10 protein-coding genes and 3 pseudogenes are annotated in these 18406 nt (G+C 69.9%); 8 read left to right on the forward strand and 5 right to left on the reverse strand.

The window, feature by feature from the left end; genetic code table 11:
• Positions 1 to 10 precede the first annotated feature (10 nt).
• The 5 genes from LN047_RS23165 to LN047_RS23185 are packed head-to-tail and all read left to right on the forward strand — an operon-like array spanning position 11 to position 11210.
• The gene (locus tag LN047_RS23165) at positions 11 to 373 is read left to right on the forward strand and encodes a GPW/gp25 family protein (RefSeq protein WP_373980301.1); all 363 of its coding nucleotides are present in this window, start codon (positions 11 to 13) and stop codon (positions 371 to 373) included.
• Positions 370 to 2826: a putative baseplate assembly protein gene (locus LN047_RS23170; RefSeq protein ID WP_373980302.1), complete on the forward strand. Its 2457-nt coding sequence runs from the start codon at positions 370 to 372 to the stop codon at positions 2824 to 2826. The genes LN047_RS23165 and LN047_RS23170 overlap by 4 nt, the downstream gene beginning before the upstream one ends.
• Positions 2823 to 5948, forward strand: coding sequence for a putative baseplate assembly protein (locus tag LN047_RS23175; RefSeq protein WP_373980303.1), 3126 nt, complete (start codon positions 2823 to 2825; stop codon positions 5946 to 5948). The genes LN047_RS23170 and LN047_RS23175 overlap by 4 nt, the downstream gene beginning before the upstream one ends.
• A complete protein-coding gene (locus tag LN047_RS23180; RefSeq protein WP_373980304.1) occupies positions 5945 to 8059 on the forward strand; it encodes a phage tail protein in 2115 nt (704 codons plus the stop codon). Before LN047_RS23175 ends, LN047_RS23180 begins: the two co-directional genes overlap by 4 nt.
• 25 nt (positions 8060 to 8084) lie before the next feature.
• Positions 8085 to 11210 carry a DUF6519 domain-containing protein gene (locus LN047_RS23185; protein WP_373980305.1) on the forward strand — a complete coding sequence of 1042 codons (3126 nt, stop codon included), beginning with the start codon at positions 8085 to 8087 and terminating at the stop codon, positions 11208 to 11210.
• An 18-nt stretch (positions 11211 to 11228) separates the two neighbouring features.
• On the opposite strand, the pseudogene LN047_RS23190 reads toward LN047_RS23185, so the two are convergent.
• The 3 pseudogenes from LN047_RS23190 to LN047_RS23200 all read right to left on the reverse strand — a co-directional run.
• Positions 11229 to 11468: pseudogene (locus tag LN047_RS23190) on the reverse strand (YadA C-terminal domain-containing protein); the annotation flags it as partial.
• A 194-nt stretch (positions 11469 to 11662) separates the two neighbouring features.
• Positions 11663 to 11858 (reverse strand): annotated as a pseudogene (locus LN047_RS23195) (hypothetical protein); the annotation flags it as partial.
• Positions 11859 to 11999: 141 nt separating this feature from the next.
• Positions 12000 to 12782, reverse strand: a pseudogene (locus LN047_RS23200) (hypothetical protein); the annotation flags it as partial.
• Between the two features lie 330 nt (positions 12783 to 13112).
• Here LN047_RS23200 and LN047_RS23205 point away from each other — a divergent pair.
• From LN047_RS23205 to LN047_RS23215, 3 genes are all read left to right on the forward strand, one after another.
• Positions 13113 to 14333: an MFS transporter gene (locus LN047_RS23205; protein WP_373980306.1), complete on the forward strand. Its 1221-nt coding sequence runs from the start codon at positions 13113 to 13115 to the stop codon at positions 14331 to 14333.
• A 242-nt stretch (positions 14334 to 14575) separates the two neighbouring features.
• Positions 14576 to 16657 (forward strand): PIG-L family deacetylase, encoded by a 2082-nt coding sequence (locus LN047_RS23210; RefSeq protein WP_279991820.1) that lies wholly within the window; start codon positions 14576 to 14578, stop codon positions 16655 to 16657.
• A 69-nt stretch (positions 16658 to 16726) separates the two neighbouring features.
• Positions 16727 to 16903, forward strand: a complete 177-nt coding sequence (locus LN047_RS23215; RefSeq protein ID WP_180097935.1) for a DUF3606 domain-containing protein — start codon at positions 16727 to 16729, stop codon at positions 16901 to 16903.
• Between the two features lie 88 nt (positions 16904 to 16991).
• On the opposite strand, the gene LN047_RS23220 is transcribed toward LN047_RS23215, so the two are convergent.
• Together LN047_RS23220 and LN047_RS23225 are read right to left on the reverse strand one after the other, a co-directional pair.
• Positions 16992 to 17324 (reverse strand): four-helix bundle copper-binding protein, encoded by a 333-nt coding sequence (locus tag LN047_RS23220; RefSeq protein ID WP_373980307.1) that lies wholly within the window; start codon positions 17322 to 17324, stop codon positions 16992 to 16994.
• Positions 17325 to 17407: 83 nt separating this feature from the next.
• Complete coding sequence (locus LN047_RS23225; RefSeq protein WP_373980308.1) at positions 17408 to 18391, reverse strand: Bug family tripartite tricarboxylate transporter substrate binding protein; 984 nt, start codon at positions 18389 to 18391, stop codon at positions 17408 to 17410.
• Positions 18392 to 18406 lie beyond the last annotated feature (15 nt).

Raw genomic sequence — 18406 nt, forward strand, 5'->3', positions numbered from 1 at the left:
GCGCACCGCCATGGCCATCCTGCGCTTTCCGTTCGAACCCGACGCGCGCGGCCGCAGCCGCGATGCCGATGACGCCGAGCACGTGCGCGACATGATCGAACAGGTGCTGTTCACGGTGCCCGGCGAACGCGTCAACCGGCCGGACTTCGGCTGCGGTCTGCTGCAACTGGTGTTCGCGCCCAACAGCGACACGCTGGCCGCCGCCGTGCAGATGAGCGTGCAGGGCGCACTGCAGCAGTGGCTGGGCGAGCACATCGCGGTGGAGTCCGTCAACGTCGCGCATCGCGATGCCACCCTGCAGGTGGACGTGCAGTACGTGCTGCGCCAGGGCCAGCAACGGCGGCTGGCGCGCTTTACCCGGGACGTGCCATGAACCGCCAGTTCCGCAGCGCCAATCCCCGCCGCCTGCAACTGCTGCGCACCCAGCAGCCGCCCGGCGACAACGGCATCGCCTTCGTCGAGATCGATGCGGCCGATCAGCGCACGCTGCGCGTGGTGTGCGTGCATCCGGTGTCGGGCATCGGCCGCGCCCACGTGCGCATCGAAGGCGGCACGCGCATCCGCGGCATTGCGCTGGCGGCGGACCCGGTGCTGTCGGGCAACGAGATCCGGCTGAGCGTGGACAAGGCCGGCGACTTCTCGTGGTACACGCTGGCGCTGGTGAACCCCGCCGATCCCGACGCGCCCGCGCCGGGCTTTGACCTGTGCCTGTCCACCATCGAGATCAACTTCAAGGCCGGATGCCCGTCGGAATTCGACTGCGCCGATACGCGCGCGTGCGATGCGCCCGCGCTGTCCGAGCCGCTGCTCGATTACCTGGCCAAGGACTACGAAAGCTTCCGGCGGCTGATGCTGGACCGCCTGTCGCAAAGCATGCCCGACTTCACCGAGCGCAATCCCGCGGATTTCACCGTGGCGCTGGTGGAAACGCTGGCCTATGCCGCCGACCACCTGTCGTACGCGCAGGACGCCGCCGCCACCGAAGCGTACCTGGACACCGCGCGCCGCCGAACCTCATTGCGCCGTCATGCACGCCTCTTGGACTATCCCTTGCATGACGGCTGCAACGCGCGGGTCTTCGTCACTGTCCAAGCCCACGCGGCGGGCGAAGGCAAGGTCATCCCGGCCGGCACGCCGCTATTGACCAGTTCCCCGGAAGCCGCGCTTGCGGCCCCCGTGCGCCGCCGCGACGCGCTGGACGGGCTGCCCGCGCCCGGCATCGAAGTGTTCGAAACGCTGCACGACCTGTTGTTGCACACCGCGCACAGCCGCATCTTTCTGCATGACTTCGCCGACCCGGCGTACTGCCTGCCGCGCGGCCAGACGCAGGCGGCGCTGGTGAACGATCCGCCGCTGGCGCTTGCGCCCGGCGACGTGCTGGTATTCGAAGAGACGATAGATCCGTTGACGGGCCGCAAGGCCGATGCGGACCGCACGCATCGCCACGCCGTGCGCCTGACCGAAACGCGCACCGGCCGCGACGACCTGACCGGCACCGACCTGCTGCTGATCGCCTGGCATCCGGACGATGCGCTGCCGTTCCCGCTGTGCGTGAGCCAGGAGTTCGACGAGGGCGGCGCGCTGGTCAAGCGCGCGGTATCGGTGGCGCGCGGCAACGTGGTGCTGGCCGATCACGGGCTGAAGCGCGATTGGACGCCGTTGCAGCCGGATACCGCGACGGCGCGCGATGCGTTTGCCGCGCGTCCCTACCGGCCGCGCCTGCCGGATGCCGGCCTGGCCTGCGCCGAGCCCTACCGGCATGCGCTTGCCGTGGCGGGGCCGCTGCCCGCCAGCGCGGCGCTGGCCCAGGACCCGCGCCGCGCGCTGCCCAGCGGCATGTCGCTGCAGGCAGACGACGCCGATCAGCCCGGCGACGTGCCTGCGCCGGCCAGCCCGCCGTGGTCGCCCCAGCGCAGCCTGCTGGCCAGCGCGCGCGACGCGCGCGAATTCGTCGTCGAGATGGAACACGACGGCGCGGCCTGGCTGCGCTTTGGCGACAACCGCTATGGCGCCGCGCCCGCGCCCGGCGAACGCCTGCTGGCGCGCTATCGGCTGGGCGGCGGTCCGCAAGGCAACGTGGGCGCGGAAGCCATCGGCGCGCTGGTCACCGACGATCCCGACCTGATGCTGGGCGTGGCGCGCGTGCGCAATCCCCTGCCCGCGCAGGGCGGCGCGGCGCCGGAACCGGCCGATGCGATCAAGCTCAACGCGCCCGAGGCCTTCCGGGTGCAGGAGCGCGCGGTCACCGCCGACGACTATGCGCGGCTGGCGCAGCGCCACCCGCAGGTGCAGCGCGCGGCGGCCCGCCTGCGCTGGACGGGCAGCTGGCACACCGTCTTCCTGACCGTGGACCGGCGCGGCGGGCTGGCCGTCGATGCGCCGTTTCGCGCCACGCTGCGCGCCTTCATGGAACGCTTCCGGCTGGCCGGACAGGACCTGGAGTTTTCGGACCCGGTGCATGTGCCGCTGGACATCCTGGTGCGCGTCTGCGCCGCGCCCGGCCACTTCGCCGCGGACGTCAAGGCGGCGCTGCGCGATGCTTTCACCGCGGGCCTGGACCGCGCGGGCCGGCCGGGCTTCTTTCATCCCGACCGCTACACCTTCGGCACGCCGCTGGCGCTGTCGGCGCTGATGCGCGCCGTCATGGCCGTGCCGGGCGTGGCGTCGGCGCGGGCCGAACGCTTTCAGCGCTGGGGCCGCGACCCGGCGGGCGAACTGGACACCGGCCGTCTGCTGGCCGCGCCGCTGGAAGTGCTGCGCGCCGACGGCGATCCGAACTTCCCGGAGAACGGCCGCATCGACTTCATCGTGGAGGGCGGATCATGACGACTCGCGACGACTGCGGCTGCTGCGCTGGGCAGCCCGCGCTCACGCCGTCGGACCTGGCCAATCCGCCCGGCCAGCCCGCCTTGCGCCTGCGCATCGGCACACACGGCCGTTTTCTTGCCAGTTTGACGGCGGACCTGGCGCGCTCGCCGGCCCTGGCGGCGCTGACGACGCGCGATCGCGATGACCCCGTCATCGCCCTGTTCGACGCCTGGGCGGCCGTGCTGGACGTGCTGGCGTTCTATCAGGAGCGGATCGGCAACGAGGGCTACCTGCGGACCGCGACCGAGCGCCGGTCGGTGCAGTCGCTGGCGCGGGCCATCGGCTACGAACTGCGGCCGGGCGTGGCAGCGACGACCTGGCTGGCGTTCTCGCTGGAGACCGCGCCGGGCGCGCCGCCGCGCGCCCGCATCGAGCCCTGGACACGCGCGCAGAGCGTGCCCGCGCAGGACGAACGCGCGCAGACCTTTGAAATCCTGCAGGCCGTCGAGGCGCGCGCCGCCTGGAACGCGCTGGAACTGGCGTGGCTGGAACCGGCGCCCCCGCGCTTTGGCGCGCGCACGCTGTGCCTGGCCGGCGCGGCCACGCGCCTGAAGGCCGGCGACGCCGTGCTCATCGTGGGCGACGAGCGCGCGCGAGATCCCGGCAACGAGAACTGGGATTTCCGCCGCCTGACACAGGTCCGCGAATACGTGCCCGGCCCCGGCGAAGATGGCGCGCCCGCTTACACGCTGATCTCGCTGGAGCGAGGGCTGGGCAGCGCGGCCCCGCTCGTGCAGCCCGCCCGGCGCAATCCGCGCTGCTTTGCGCTGCGCGCGCAGGCCCGCCTGTTCGGCTACAACGCGCCCGACTGGCGCGCCATGCCCGCCACGCTGCGCGCCGCTTACCTGGGCATGGCCGACGACGCCAAGCCGTCCTTCAGCCAGTTTCCGCAATGGCCGGGCTATACGCTGGCCGAGATATCCGATCCGCCCGGCGGCAACAGTCCCGGCTCCGGGCTGTACGGCGAGTATTACCGCGGCCGCACCTTCAGCCAGCGGGTCATGACCCGCACCGATCCGCAACTGGATTTTCATTGGGGCGCGGGCGGGCCCGGCGACGGCGTGCCCGCGGACAACTTCTGCGTGCGCTGGACGGGCTGGGTGCGCGCCCCGGAAAGCGGCAGCTACACCTTTCACGTCACGGCCGACGATGGCGTGCGGCTGTGGGTGGACGGCAACCTGCTCATCGACCAGTGGCGCGAACAGTCGCCCACCGAATACAGCGCCAGCGCCCGGCTCGCGGCGGGGCGCAAGCATGACATCCGCATCGACTACTACGAGGCGGGCGGCGACGCCACCTTCGCGCTGGCGTGGTCCGGACCGGGCGTGGCGCGCCAGACGATACCCGCGGCCAGCCTGTACCCCGGCGACGTGCACGGCGTGCATCTGGACGCCTCCTATCCCAAATGGGTGGCCGGCGGCTGGGCCGTGCTGTCGATGCCGGGCTATGAAGAGCTGTACCGCATAGCCGGCGCGGGCCCCGACGCGCGCACGGGCTTTGCGCTGGCGGGTCCGACCACGCGCCTCACGCTGCGGGGCGAGCGCGTGCGCGAGCAGTTCAACGACGCCCTGCGCGAGACCACGGCCTATGGCGAATCCGACGCGCTGGACTGGGGCGCGCGGCCGGCCTCGGGGCTGACGCAAGGCCACACGCTGGTGCTGGCGTCGTACGAGCCCGACCTGCCGCAAGACCGCGTGCTGGCGGTGTCGGGCCTTATCCTGACCGAGACCGATGCCGCCAACGTTGCGCCGCGCGAGCGGCTGCTGCGCGGCGACGCCGTGGCCAACGTGCGCGTGGCGCGCGACCGCGCAAGCGCCGACCTGGAATTCGAGGATGGCGCGCGCGCCACTGTCACGTTGGCCGAAGCCAGCGACATCGTGCGCATCCAGCGCAACGACAGCGCTGGCGGCCGCACGACGCTCGTGCTGGACGCCGACCTGGCGCACGCCTATCTGCCCGCCACGGTGCGCATCAACGCCAACGTCGCGCCCGCCAGCCACGGCGACAGCCGCCAGATGCGCATCCAGCCGGAGGTGCTGGGCAGCGGCGCCGGCAACCGCGCCTTCCAGCGGTTCACGCTGCAGCAAAAGCCGTTGACGTTCGTGCCCGCGCCCACCGCAAGCGGCGCGGCGAGCAGCCTGGAGGTCCGCGTGGACGGCCTGCTGTGGGACGAGGCGCCGCGCATCACCGAGCTGGCGCCGGACGACCGCGCGTATCTGCTGCGGGTCGACGACAGCGGCGGGGCCACCGTGCAGTTCGGCGACGGCCTGCATGGCGCGCGTCTGCCGTCCGGATCGGGCAACGTCCAGGCGCGTTATCGCGTGGGCCTGGGCCGCGAAGGCAACGTCGCGCCCGGCCAGTTGAGCGTGCTGCTCACGCGCGCGCCTGGCGTCAAGGCGGTCGTCAACCCCGCGCCCGCGACCGGCGGCGTGGATCCCGAAGCGGGCGACGCCGCCCGCCGCAATGCGCCGCTGCGGGTGCGCACGCTGGACCGCATCGTGTCGCTGCGCGACTTCGAGGATTTCGCCGCCGCCTTTACCGGCATCGGCAAGGCGCAGGCGGTATGGCAGTGGGACGGCGAGCAACGGCTCGTGCACCTGACCGTCGCGGGCGAAGATGGCGCCGCGCTGGATCCGGCCGGCGCGTTGTATCGCAACCTGCTCGCAGCAATCGACGCGGCGCGCCCGCCCTACCAGCCGCTGAAGGTGGCGCCGTGCCGCTACCTGGATTTCGGCCTGCGGGCGGGCCTGGGCATCGATCCGCGCTTTGAAGCGGCGGCCGTGTTGGTAGCCGCCCGCGCGCGCGTCCTGGATGCCTTCGGCTTTGCCGCGCGGGCGTTCGGCCAGCCGGTGCACGGCGCCGAGGTGCTTGCCGTCTTGCAGGACGTGCCGGGCGTCGCGTGGGTGGATCTGGACGCACTGGCGCTCAATGCCGGTCTGGACGGCGCGGGCGCGCGGCGCAGCAACGGTCCGGACGCCCTGCTACCGGCGCGCACCGCGCGTTGGCAACAGGGCGCCCTGCAGCCTGCCGAGCTGCTGCGCCCGGATCCCGCCGGCATCGACTTGTCGGAGCGCACATGAACACCCGCTTGGATGCCGATGCCCTGATGGCCCTCTTGCCGGCGTTCTACCGCGAACGCGACGCCGCCGCCGGCGGGCCGCTGCGCGCGCTGCTGGACGTGCTGGCGCGCCAAGGCGCGCTGGTGGACGCCGACGTGGACCGGCTCTACGACAACTGGTTCATCGAAACCTGCGAAGACTGGGTGGTGCCTTATCTGGGCGACCTGCTCGGCGTGCGCGCGCTGTATCCCGTGGGGGCCGCCTTTTCGCCGCGGGCGCTGGTGGCCAACACGCTGCGGCTGCGCCGCCGCAAAGGCACGGCGCTGGTGCTGGAAGAATTGGCGGCAAACGCCACCGGCTGGCCAAGCCGCGTGTCCGAGTGCTTCGAGCGCGTCGCCACCACGCAGCACGTCAATCATCCCCGCGCGCATGCGCTGCGCACGCCCGACCTGCGCGATTCGCGCGCGATGGAACGCGTGGATGGCCCCTTCGGCGCCGAGCTGCACACCGCCCACGTGCGCGCGCTGCCGGCCGGACGCTACAACCTGCCCAACGTCGCGCTCTTTCTGTGGCGGTTGCAGTCGTACACCGTGCAGCGCGGCGATGCGGCGCGTGCCACCACGCACGACGGTTTCTACACCATCGATCCGCTGGGCCGCGACCAGCCCCTTTTCAACCGGCCGCGCACCGAGACCGACATCGACCACCTGGCCGAGCCGATCAACGTGCCCGAACCGCTGTCCTGGCGCGACCTGCATGCGGAACTGCAAGCGCGCCGCCAGGCCCTGACCGATGGCGACGCGCCCCCGCAAGGCTGGTTTGCCGACAGCGCCGCCGGCCCCGTCGTGCAGGTGTGGCTGGACGGCCAGCCGGTTTCCGCCGAGCATCTGGTGATCTGCAATCTTGCGCCCATCCCCGGCGTCGCTCCCGAAGCATGGCGCCGGCCCGACGCCGCACTGCTGTTCAAGTCGCGCAAGCCCGGGCGGCCGGACCGCAGCTTTCCTGGCGCGGGCGGCGTGCTGGTGGGCCTGGATCCGCACCGCGGTCGGCTGGCCCTGCCGCCGGGCGTCACCGCGCAATCGGTGCAGGTGCGCCATGCCTACGGCTTTCCCGGCGACATCGGCGCGGGCCCCTACGCCCGCAGCACGACCGATGACGATGACGCGAATGATGACGCGGCTGGCGCGTTCGACAACGCGTTCGACACCCTCCTGCGCGTGCCCTCGGCGGCCACGCCCACGCTGACGGCGGCGCTGGCCGCGGTGCTGGCGGGCCAGCGGGTGCGAATCGTGATCGACCACGACGGCACCGAAATCCTGGCCCCCGATCTTGTGCTGCCCGACACGCGGTTGTCGATCGAGGCCGCGCCGCTGCGCCGTCCCGTGCTGCAAGGCGATTGGCGCGTGCGCGGCAACGCCAGCACCCGCATCCGGCTCGACGGGCTGCTTCTGGATGGCCGCCTGCGGCTGGAAGGGGCGCTACGCGCCGTTGCGCTGCGCCACTGCACGCTGGTGCCGGCGCGCGGCGGCGTGCGTCACACGGGCGCCGCGCCCGAAATGGAACTGCGGTTGACGCGCTGCATCTGCGGGCCCGTGCGCTGCGCATCGCCGCTTGCGTCGGTGGAGATCGACGCAAGCCTCATCGATGCGCAAGGCAGCGCCGCGGCCGCGGTCGATGTGGACGACAGCGCCCTGCGCATCCTGGCCAGCACGCTGTTCGGGCGCGTGGCCGCCGGACGGCTGGACGCGTCCAACACGTTGTTCGGCGGCACGCTTGCCATCAACCGCCGGCAAGAGGGCTGCGTGCGCTATTGCCACGTGCCCATGCCGTCCGTCACGCCGCGCCGCTACCGCTGCCAGCCCGATCTGGCCATGCAAGACCTGACCGGCGCGGCCGCCAAGCGCGCGGCGGCGCGTGTCGCTCCGTCGTTCACCGCCACCACGTTCGGCTCACCGTCGTATGGCCAACTGGCCCGCAGTTGCGCGGCCGAGATCCGCGAGGGCGCGGACAACGGCGCCGAGATGGGCGCCTGGAATTTCCTGCTGCAGGCCCAGCGCGAAGCCAATCTGCGGCAGGCGCTGGACGAGTATCTGCGCTTCGGCCTCGAAGCGGGATTGATCCCTGTGAACTGAGCCCTCTGTCTTCGGGAACAACATCATGAAAGCCGATCTCAGCCGCCTCACCTTCGACCCCGCCCGGCGCTACCGGGCCGTCCGCATGCAGCAGGGCCGCGTGCAGATGGATTCGGACTGGAATGAGCAGCAGGACATCCTGAACCGGCGCATCGAAATCGAAACGGCGGACACCATCGGCCCCGTGGGCGTGCCGCTGGCCGCGCCCGGCTTCGCGCTGGCGCCTGCCGGCAAGGACCTTTCGCTGTCGGCAGGCCGCCTGTATCTGGACGGCCTGCTTTGCGAGAACCCGCAGCCTGCCACCGTGGCCAAGCAGCCCGACATGCCCCCGACGGCATCGCCCGTGCTGCCCGCCGGCGCGTCCGTCCTGCCGCTGCCGCCGCCCGCGCTGACGCCCGCCGACATCGACGGCATCGTCGTCTTCGGCTCGGGCGGCCAGACCGCCCCGCCGCCCGAAGGCCTGTACCTGGCGTATCTGGAAGCGTGGCAACGCCACCTGTGCACGCTGGACCTGCCGGCCGGCGACACCAGCATGCGCGAAGTCGCGCTGGGCGGCCCCGACACCGCGACGCGCGAAAAGACGGTCTGGCAGGTCAAACTGATGCAGGTGGGCGCGCCGGACGCCGCCCTGACCTGCCTGTCCGCGCTGCCCGCGTGGGACGCCCTGACCGCCGCGCCCGATGCGCGCATGGCGGCGCGCGCCGAGGCCAGCGTGCCGCCCAAGACGCCCTGCCAGCTGCCGCCCGACGCCGGCTACCGCCTGCTGGAAAACCATCTGTACCGCATCGAGATCCACCAGGACGGCGCGGGCGCTGGCAAGGCGCGCTACAAGTGGTCGCGCGAAAACGGCAGCATTCTGTCGCGCGTCGTGCGCTGGCTGGACGATCCCGTGGCCAACGAGTTCGAAGTCGCCAGCATCGGCCGCGACGACGTGCTGGCCATCACCGCGGGCTGCTGGGTGGAGTTTCTGGACGACACGCACGAATTGCTGGGACAGCCGGGGCCGCTGGCGCAGGTCGTGCGCACCGACGGCAACACGGTCACGATCGATCCGGCCAGCCTGATCGGCCACGCGCTGGACGCCGCCCGCCTTCCGGCCAACCCGCGCGTACGCCGCTGGGACGGTGTTGCGGAGATCACGCCCGCGCCCATCAACAGCGCCAACGCCGGCTGGGTAGAACTGGAACAGGACGGCATTGAGATCAAGTTTTCGCCCGGACGCTTGCGCGTGGGCGACTACTGGCTCATTCCCGCGCGCACCGCCACCGCGTCGATCGAATGGCCGCAACTGCCCGACGGCAAGCCCGCCTTCAACGCGCCCGCCGGCGTGCTGCGCGCATTCGCACGATTGGCGCTGCTGCGCTGGCAGGCCGGCGCGTGGACCGCCGTCAGCGACTGCCGCCCCGTTTTTCCCGCGTTGACGGAACTGACGCAGCTTTACTACGCGGGCGGCGACGGCCAGAGCGTCAAGCCCAACCCCGCGATGACCCCGGACGTGGTGGCGTTGCCGTCGGAACTGCGCGCGGGCGTGGCCAACGGCAGCCTGCCGGTGACGGGCGCCGTCGTGCGCTTTACCGTGGATGCTGGCCGGCTGCCCAATGGCGCCGTCACCCAGGACGTGACGACGGGCGCCGACGGCATCGCATCGATTGCCTGGTCGCTTGCGTGCGACGCCGCCCGTCCCGTGCAACGCGCCACCGCGCAATTGCTGCGGGCGGGCCAACCCGCGCCCGACCACTATCTGCCGCTGCGCTACACCGCCACCCTCGCCCTCGCCGCCGAGGTCGCCTACGACCCGAGCCATTGCGCGGACCTGCTCGCGGAGCAGGCCTATTCGGTGCAGGAGGCGCTGGACGCGCTGTGCCGGCGCACGCATGGCGGCGGCTGCTGCCTGACCGTGGGCCCGGCGGGCGATTTTCCAACGCTGGACAAGGCGCTGCGCACGCTGATCGGTCAGGACCGCATGGACATCTGCCTGTGCCTGACCCCGGGCGAGCACAAGCTGGACGACGACCTCATCATCAAGGGGCCGCGCGTGCGCCTGATGCTGCATGGCTGCGGATCGGCCAGCCGGCTGATGCTGGACGAGCGCCTGTTCAGCCTGGACGGCTTTGCCAGCGTGTCCATGGCAGACCTCGCGATCGCGCGCCGCGGACAGCCGGGCGCAATCGCCTTCAACCAATGCGCCGACCTGCGGCTTTCGCGCGTCGATTGCACGGGTCCGGCTGGCCCCGGCAACAGCCTGGTGCGCGTCGACGGCAGCCGGCGCGTGCACATCGAGGCATGCCGCCTGTATGCCGCCGGCCGCAGCGCCGCCGAACGGCTTGATCAGCTATTCACTCGCGCCCCCACGCTGGCCGCGCTGAAGCGGGCGCTGGCGCCCGACGCACTGCTGGACGATGACGACAATCGCGCCGCCCTGGCGCTGTCGCGTCAACCCATGGACGCGCGCAAGGCGATGACCGCCGAGATCGCGGCCTTGCTGCGCGCGGGCACGGCCGGCAATGCGCTGACGATGACGCCGCGCGTCCAGGCGGCGTTGACCACGCTGGCCACGCAGGTCGGCCGCGAGACGCCGGTGGCCAAGCGCCTGCGCCCGGCCATCGCCGCGCTGGCCGCCGCGCTGCTGGCTGATCCGCTGTCGTGCGCGCTGGCGCTGCTGGACAACGATGCCGACACCACCGTGCGCGACAACCGCCTGCGCGGCGGCATTGCGCTCTTTGCGGAATCAGGGGATTTTCCGGAATTGACGACGGACCAATTGAAGCTGCTGGGCGGCGGCATCCGCACCGGCAAGATGGTGCCCGAAGGCGATGGCACGCTGACCCTGCAAAGCAATCACCTGCCCAGCATGCGGTTGGGCGCCGAGGCCGCGCGCGCCATGCTCACCATCATCCAGACCGGCGGCGAGTTTGCCGCGTGGCGCTGCCTGCGCGCCGCCGACAACGCGCTGGAGGCCTACAGCCATTTCCCGGCGTTCGACGCGGCGGTGACGGGCAACAACCTCCTGACCAACGGCGACGCGGGCGCGCTCATCGCCACGCAGGCCAAGGTGATCGGCAACTTTGCCCACAACGATTTCCGGTTGTTCGTGTCAGGCGCTAATCCGGAGAGCCTGGCGAACGGCGGGTTGAACGTGGTGACGGTGTGAGCGTGGACCGAGGCCTCGTTACCACTGCATCGAGGCCCCGACACCGGCCGTGGGGCCGCCCGAGGCAATGCCCACGCCGGCCTTGACCTTGACGCGGTCATTGACGCGCGCCGATGCACCGACCGCGACGGCCTGATAGCCGCGATACGTGGCCCCGCCGATGCCCAGCGCGAACCGCTTGCCGGGGTCGACCTCCGGAACCATGGTCAGCGCCGTCGTGGCGGCGATACCCGAGTAGGCATTGCGTGCCACTTCGTCAATCGCGCGGTTGGTCTGGTCGATGCGATTGTCCAGGCGGGCCAGGCCTTCGCGGTTTTGACGCACGCCGGTGTCCAGCGAACCCAGCGCGTCGCCCACGTTGTAATACGTCTGGCCGTCCAGCTGATACGACGGACCGGTGACGGCGCCCGTGGACGCATCGATATGCGCGCCGCCGCCCAGGCTGGCTACCACGGGGTTCAGTTGCCCCACGTTCACGGCATCGGTGCTTTGCGTGCCCGCGGCCACGTGGGTCACCTGCCGTTCGGCGCCTTGCGCGCCCATGGACACCGTGTTCGCGCGGTCGGCCACCGAGCCCGCGCCCAGCGCAACGCTATTTGCCGCGGTGGCCGATGCGTTGGCGCCGACAGCCACGCCGTTGGACGCACTGACGGTGGCGTTGGCGCCCAAGGCCGCGCCCTGCGTGCCCGCGCCGACCACGGCGTCGTCGCTGCCATCGTTGGCGCCATCCGCCCGCACGTAAGCACTGGCGGCATTGAGCTGACCGACCTGTTGGGAAATTGCATAGAGTTGGCTGCCGTTCACGGCGTCGGTGCTGGTTGCCGAGATGACGCCATTGGCCACGCCCGTGACGGTGCGCGTGCCGTCCGTGCCAGCCATGTCGATCACGTTGCCGCCCTTGCTGGCGGCCACGGTGATGGCGCCGCTGACCGGGTCCTGCCGGACCAGGCCGACCTCACCGTTGTTGAGGCTGGTGGTCAGGGTGTTCAGCGTGGCCGTGTTCTGCGCGACGGTTGTGCCCAACGTCGTGATGGCTGCGCTGTTGGACTGCACTTGCAGATTGGTGGCGTACAGCTGCGATCCATTCACCGCATCCTGGCTGACGGAAGTCAGCATGCCCGCACCAACCTGCGTGATCCGGTTTCCGTTCATGTTGACGGTGTTCAGCATGGAGATGCCGTTCTCGCCCTTCAGTTCCAACGTGCCATCAGCGTAGCCGGTGACCCGGGCCGTCGCGGCGGTTAAACCGTCAAACGTATCGGCGCCATAGATGTTCTGCAGGGTAAAAAGCGGGCTGCCGTCGGGGCAGTCTAGCAAATAGACTGGAGTGCCGGAATTGAGGGAGTTTCCCGACATTGTGTCGGTACTGCATAACTGCAATTGGCCGTTTGCATGGGTATTCGTCGCAAATCCCAGGCCGCCCGCGCAGGCTAGCGCAACAGCTGCAGTAGAGGCCGCACGCTGCACCCTGCCGGGCTTGCGCCGGCGGCGCGTGGCGCAAGGCAAGGCTTGCTGCGTGGTTTGCATAGTGATTGGCGTTGCATTCAGGACGGTCGAAAAGATGTGGTTCATGGCGTGTCCACCCAGCGCTGGTGCGCGCTCGTTGTCAAAAAATCAGCTTCAAGAAAATCACCTAAGCAATTGAGGCATAAGGATTTTTCTTTCAATCTAATGAGCGCCTGACACCCGGACCATCGAAACTTTTCTAATGTTCGACCGTGTAATGCAACAAATATCAATAAATGCAAAGATCCTCGCGAGGCGCCCGCCAGACCTTTCCGCCTGATGCCGTTCACACCGCACGGACATGCCGCAACGACCCGACATGCAAATGACAGGTTCGGCCCTCTACAATGCCGCTGTTGCATCGCAACATTCCGCCATTCCTCTTCCGTAGTCTCCATGTCCCATTCCGTTTCCGCGCAGCACCGGCCCGCTCTGGTGCTGCTGGCGCTTGCCATTGGCAGTTTCGCGATCGGCACCACCGAATTCGCGACGATGAGCCTGCTTCCGTATTTCTCGCAGTCGCTGGGCATCGATGCCCCCACCGCCGGCCATGTGATCAGCGCCTACGCGCTGGGCGTGGTGGTCGGTGCGCCGATCCTTGCGGTGCTGGGCGCGCGCATGCCGCGCCGCCGGTTGCTGATCGCCCTGATGGGCCTCTTTGCCATCGGCAACGGCCTGAGCGCCATCGCGCCCAACTATCACTGGATGCTGTTCTTCCGCTTTCTGAGCGGCCTGCCGCACGGCGCCTACTTCGGCATCGCGTCGCTGGTGGCCAGTTCAATGGTGCCGGCCAACCGCCGTACCGTGGCCGTGGGCCGCGTGTTCCTGGGCCTGACGGTGGCCACCATCATCGGCGTGCCGATGGCCAACTGGCTGGGCCAGGTCATCGGCTGGCGCTGGAGCTTCGGCCTGGTGTCGTTGCTGGCCGTGCTGACCATGCTGAGCGTGCGCGCCTACGCCCCGGACACGGCCGCGGATCCGCACGCCAGCCCGCTGCGCGAACTGAGCGCGCTGGGCCGCGGTCAAGTCTGGATCACGCTGGCCATCGGCGCGGTCGGATTTGGCGGTCTGTTCTCCATTTACACCTACCTCGCGGACACGCTGACCGCCGTCACCCAGGTGTCGCCCGCGACCGTGCCGCTGGTGCTGAGCGCCTTCGGCGTCGGCCTGACCGTGGGGAACATGGTGGTGCCGGTCTTTGCCGATCGCGCCGTCATGCGCACGGCCGGCCTGCTGCTCTTGTGGTCGGCCGTGGTGCTGGCCCTCTTTCCGCTGATGGCCCACAACGTCTGGCTGATCACGCTGAACGTGTTCCTGGTGGGGGTCGGTGGCGCGCTGGGCACCGTGCTTCAGACGCGCCTGATGGACGTCTCGGGCGACGCCCAGGGGCTGGCCGCCGCGCTCAACCATTCGGCCTTCAACACGGCGAACGCGCTGGGCCCGTTCCTGGGCGGCCTTGCCATCGCGGCCGGGTTTGGCTGGACGTCGACCGGCTGGGTGGGCAGCCTGCTTGCCATCGCCAGCATGCCGCTGTGGCTATGGGCCGTGATGCTGGAACGCCGGGCGCGCACCACGCGGGCGGACAAGCTGGTCGTCAGCACCGAATCGGCCCGCTGAGCACGTTCCCCATTTCCCGGCAGGTGTCTGACACCCAATGAGCACGACTTCATCCTGCAATGTCGTCTCAAGGGTGTCAGACACCTTCCTAAAACGTCCCCCATTTGGCCTGTCACAAACCGTCGGCCCCGCGCCACACCGGGCAAGCGCCTATTGCAGCCCGCGTTCACGTCGCAGCTATACTTTCCGCACTCTTTACCACCTCAAGACGCGCTGCACCTCCAACTTGCAGCGCTTTTTTTATGCCCGCTTTGACTGCCTTGCTGCGCCCGCTGTGCCAAGCGCTTTGCTGCCTGGCCGCAGCCCTCTTTTCCGCCCAGGCCTGGGCCGCTCCCCCGACGCTGGCCCAGTGCCACGGGATCAAGGACCTGGCCTTCGTTGCCCATCTGGATGACGACCTGCTTTTCATGAACCCGGACGTCGCCTCCAACATCGAGGCGGGCGGCTGCGTGCGCGTCGTCTATCTGACCGCCAGCGACGCGGGCGAAGGCGAAGGCTACATGCTGGGCCGCGAGCGCGGCGTGCGCGCCGCCTACGCCTACATGGCGCGCGAACCCGACGCCTGGAAGGAAGACACCGGCATCGTCGCGGGCCGCCAGATCGCGCGCTTCACGCTGCAGGGCAATCCGCGCGTGCAGCTCTGGCACATGCGGCTGAAAGACCCGTGGCTGGGCAAGGGCTGGGGCAGCCTGACACCGCTGAGCCGCACCGAATCCGAACCCGGCCAGAACGTGGACACACTGGGACCGCACGCCGAGGTCTATACCCGCGAACAACTCGTCGACACGCTGGCCGAGATGATCCGCCAGTACGGCCCCACCACGGTGCGCCACCTGGACGACACGATCAGCGTGCCCTACACCCAGCTGTGCTGGCGCTGCGCCGGCCACGGCCACCCCGACCACATCGCCAGCGCGCGGCTCGCCCGCGAAGCCATGGTGCGCGCGCCCGGCAACTACGCCGAGACGGGATACATCGATTACCCCAGCCAGGAACGCGCCACCAATCTTGCCGACGCGGAAATCGCCAGCAAGTCCGTGATCTTTCAGCACTACGCCTGGAACGACTACCACTATTGCGCCGGCCCCACCGGCTGCAAGGAACCGGCCGGCCCCGCCGCCGCGTGGGTCCAGCGCGCCTACTACGTGTCGCGTCAGGACGTCGCGCCGCAGGTGTACCCGGACGGACGCGGCGGACTCGTCGTGTTCGCCGCCGGCGAAACCAATGCCGCCGTCAACAGCTGGGATTCGGCCGAAAAGCGCTGGCACACGCTGGGCGGACGCACCACCGGCCCCGTGGTCTCGTTTGCCCATGCCGACGGCACCGCCGGCCTGATGGCGCGCGATCCGCTGGGCGGCGTATGGGCCAACAAGCAGCGCCACGACGGCACGTGGCAGGGCTGGCAAGCGCTGGGCGGTTTGCGCGTCACGCAGATCCCGGCGGTGGCGCCCCGTGGCGAAGCCGCCGCCGTCGCGCTAGGTTATGACGGGCTGCTGCACTGGATCAGCCCGTCCGGCATCGACGGCAGCTGGAGCACGTGGCAGGCGCTTCCGCCGCTAGAGGGCGTTACCGGCTCGCCGGCCGCCGCCCGCGGCGCCGACGGACGCTATGTGGTCTTCGCCGTTGCCGCCAAGGGCGAGCTTTTCTATACCCGCCAGCTGCCTGCCGCCAAGGGCCACCGGTCGGAATGGCAAGGCTGGCGCCGCGTGGCCGCCCCGCAAGCCGCCGGCGGCCTGGCTGCCATCCGCAACCACGAAAACCGGGTCGAGCTTTATTTCCGGCAACGCGCCAACAACCATCTGACCAAACTGGTGGAAGCGGGCGACACCACCGACCTGGACATGGACTGGAGCGCGCCGGCGGACCTGGGCGTGCCCTTCATCGGCCGACCGGCCATTCAGGCCGACACCGCCGGCAACATCGTGCTTGCCATCCTGGAGCGCTCCGGGGGACACCTCTGGCTGCTCGAACACGGCAAGCTCGCCAAGATGGATGCCGAAGCGGCATCGCCGCCCGCCATCAGCCTCATCGACGGCGCGCTGTATGTGGTCGCCCGCGCGGCCGGCGCGCCGCAGCGCTACGAGGTGCTCTCGCGCCGCGGCGGCACGTGGTCCGCCAGCCTGACGCTGGACGGCGTGCCCGCCACCGGCGGCGGCCCCTTCGCGTCCGTGGCGGCGCGGCCGGCCGACTTGCCCAACCTTGGCGCGGCCAGCGCCGGCAAGGCCGTGGTCGTGCGCCCGTCCGCGTCGGAACCGGATGCGCTGACGGTCGAGCGCATGCCCGCGCAGACCTCACGCGTGGCCACGCCAACCCGCGTGCAGTGACAAGGCGGGCGCGACGTGCAGGCACGCCGCTTGCTGCCCTCCGGGCGTTACAACCCGGAGGATCCAACCATGTCAGACGACCTGAGCAAGCGCGGCCCGCAGGACCGCTCCCGGATCAATGTGAACGAGGCGCATGAGCTGCGCTATTGGACCCAGGCGCTTGGCGTCACCGAGGCCCAACTGCGCGAGGCGGTCAAGGCCGTGGGACCGTCGGCGACCGCGGTGCGCGAACATCTCGGTAAATAGCCGGACCCGGGGCCCGTGCTCGGGCCCCGGCAAGCCGTGATTGGCACACGCGGCCCATCCGGCCAGATGCCGCGCGGGACATAGCCGCTCAAGCGGCCATCTTTCCGCACATGTCGGCGCATTCTCGGCACGTGCGCGCACAGTCGGCCATGCCGTCCATGCCTTCGCAACTGGCCGCGCAGTCATCGCAAATTGCGGCGCAGGCGCCGCACACCACCTTGTGGTTTTCAACGCCCACCAGCATCGCGTGCGCTGCGGTGCGGCAGATCTCGCTGCACCCCATCATCAGCCTGAAGTGGTGAGGCTCGACGTGCTCGCCGCCGGCCTCCAGGCAATGGCTCATGGCGGTCTTCACACACATGCGATAGCAGGCCAGGCAGCTATCGATGCAACGTTCCATGTCGTTCGTTTCGGAAGTCATGTCGGCTCCTTGCGTAGTGACAGTCCTTGCGGGTCAGCACGCGACGTTCCCGCAAGGTCGTGCATCAAGGAGCCCCACTAGGGCTATTGCGGCTCGATCTTCGCGTCAATGGCCCGCTGCGTCCACACCTTGCGCTGCGCCTGAGCAAACGACTGATGTTCGGCCACGGTATTGGGCGAGACCTGCATGCCCAGCGATTCAAACCGCTGCAGCACGTCGGATTCGCGCAAGATGGCGGTGACTTCCTGATTGAGCTTCTGCACGATCGCATCGGGCGTCTTGGCGGGCGCCGCGACGCCGACCCACACGATCAGGTCAAAGTGCTTGTAACCCAGCTCGGACAGCGTCGGCACCTGCGGGAATTCCTTGGCCCGCGCCTGCCCCGTGTAGGCCAGCCCGCGCAATTTGCCTGCCTGCATGAAGGACGTGACGACGGACAGGTCCGCGAATAGGTAGTCGACATGGCCGCCCAGCAGATCGGTCACCGCTGGCGGCTGGCTCTTGTACGGCACGCCGTTGGCGGCGGCGCCCGCCACCGTGTTGAACGTCGCGCCGGCGATCTGGCTGGTGGGCGACCCATACGCATAGTTCAGCGGCTTGGCCTGCGTTGCCTTCACCAGTTCCTGCAGGCTCTTGTACGGCGCGTCCTCGCGCACCACCAGCATCATCGGGATGGTCGCGATGCGCACGACGTGAATGAAGTCGCCGGTGGGATCGAAGGGCAGCTTGCGAAACAGCGCGGGCGTGGCCGAGTGCGTCGAGCTGCTGGTGAGGATCAGGGTATAGCCGTCCGGCTGCGCGCGCGCCGTGAACGACGACCCGATCGTGCCCGATGCGCCCGGCTTGTTCTCGATCACCACGGGCACGTTCAGACGCGGCCCCAGCTTTTCGGCGATGATCCGGGCACTGGTATCGGTGGCGCTGCCAGGCGAAAACGGCACGACGATGGTGATCGGCTTGTCGGGATAGGCAGCCTGCGCGTGCACGGGGCCCGCCAGCGCGCCCGTCAACATCAATCCCCCAGCAGCCAGCAGGCGGCGGCGCAGCGCGCCGAACGGTCGAGTCATGCTTGTCTCCTGTCG

It is taken from the genome of Achromobacter sp. JD417 (genome assembly GCF_041879325.1).
Lineage (GTDB): Bacteria > Pseudomonadota > Gammaproteobacteria > Burkholderiales > Burkholderiaceae_B > Achromobacter > Achromobacter mucicolens.

Coding starts and splice junctions, on each gene's coding strand:
- LN047_RS23165 (WP_373980301.1), top strand. CDS start 11: ATGGCCATCCTGCGCTTTCCGTTCGAACCCGACGCGCGCGGCCGCAGC.
- LN047_RS23170 (WP_373980302.1), top strand. CDS start 370: ATGAACCGCCAGTTCCGCAGCGCCAATCCCCGCCGCCTGCAACTGCTG.
- LN047_RS23175 (WP_373980303.1), top strand. CDS start 2,823: ATGACGACTCGCGACGACTGCGGCTGCTGCGCTGGGCAGCCCGCGCTC.
- LN047_RS23180 (WP_373980304.1), top strand. CDS start 5,945: ATGAACACCCGCTTGGATGCCGATGCCCTGATGGCCCTCTTGCCGGCG.
- LN047_RS23185 (WP_373980305.1), top strand. CDS start 8,085: ATGAAAGCCGATCTCAGCCGCCTCACCTTCGACCCCGCCCGGCGCTAC.
- LN047_RS23205 (WP_373980306.1), top strand. CDS start 13,113: ATGTCCCATTCCGTTTCCGCGCAGCACCGGCCCGCTCTGGTGCTGCTG.
- LN047_RS23210 (WP_279991820.1), top strand. CDS start 14,576: ATGCCCGCTTTGACTGCCTTGCTGCGCCCGCTGTGCCAAGCGCTTTGC.
- LN047_RS23215 (WP_180097935.1), top strand. CDS start 16,727: ATGTCAGACGACCTGAGCAAGCGCGGCCCGCAGGACCGCTCCCGGATC.
- LN047_RS23220 (WP_373980307.1), bottom strand. CDS start 17,324: ATGACTTCCGAAACGAACGACATGGAACGTTGCATCGATAGCTGCCTG.
- LN047_RS23225 (WP_373980308.1), bottom strand. CDS start 18,391: ATGACTCGACCGTTCGGCGCGCTGCGCCGCCGCCTGCTGGCTGCTGGG.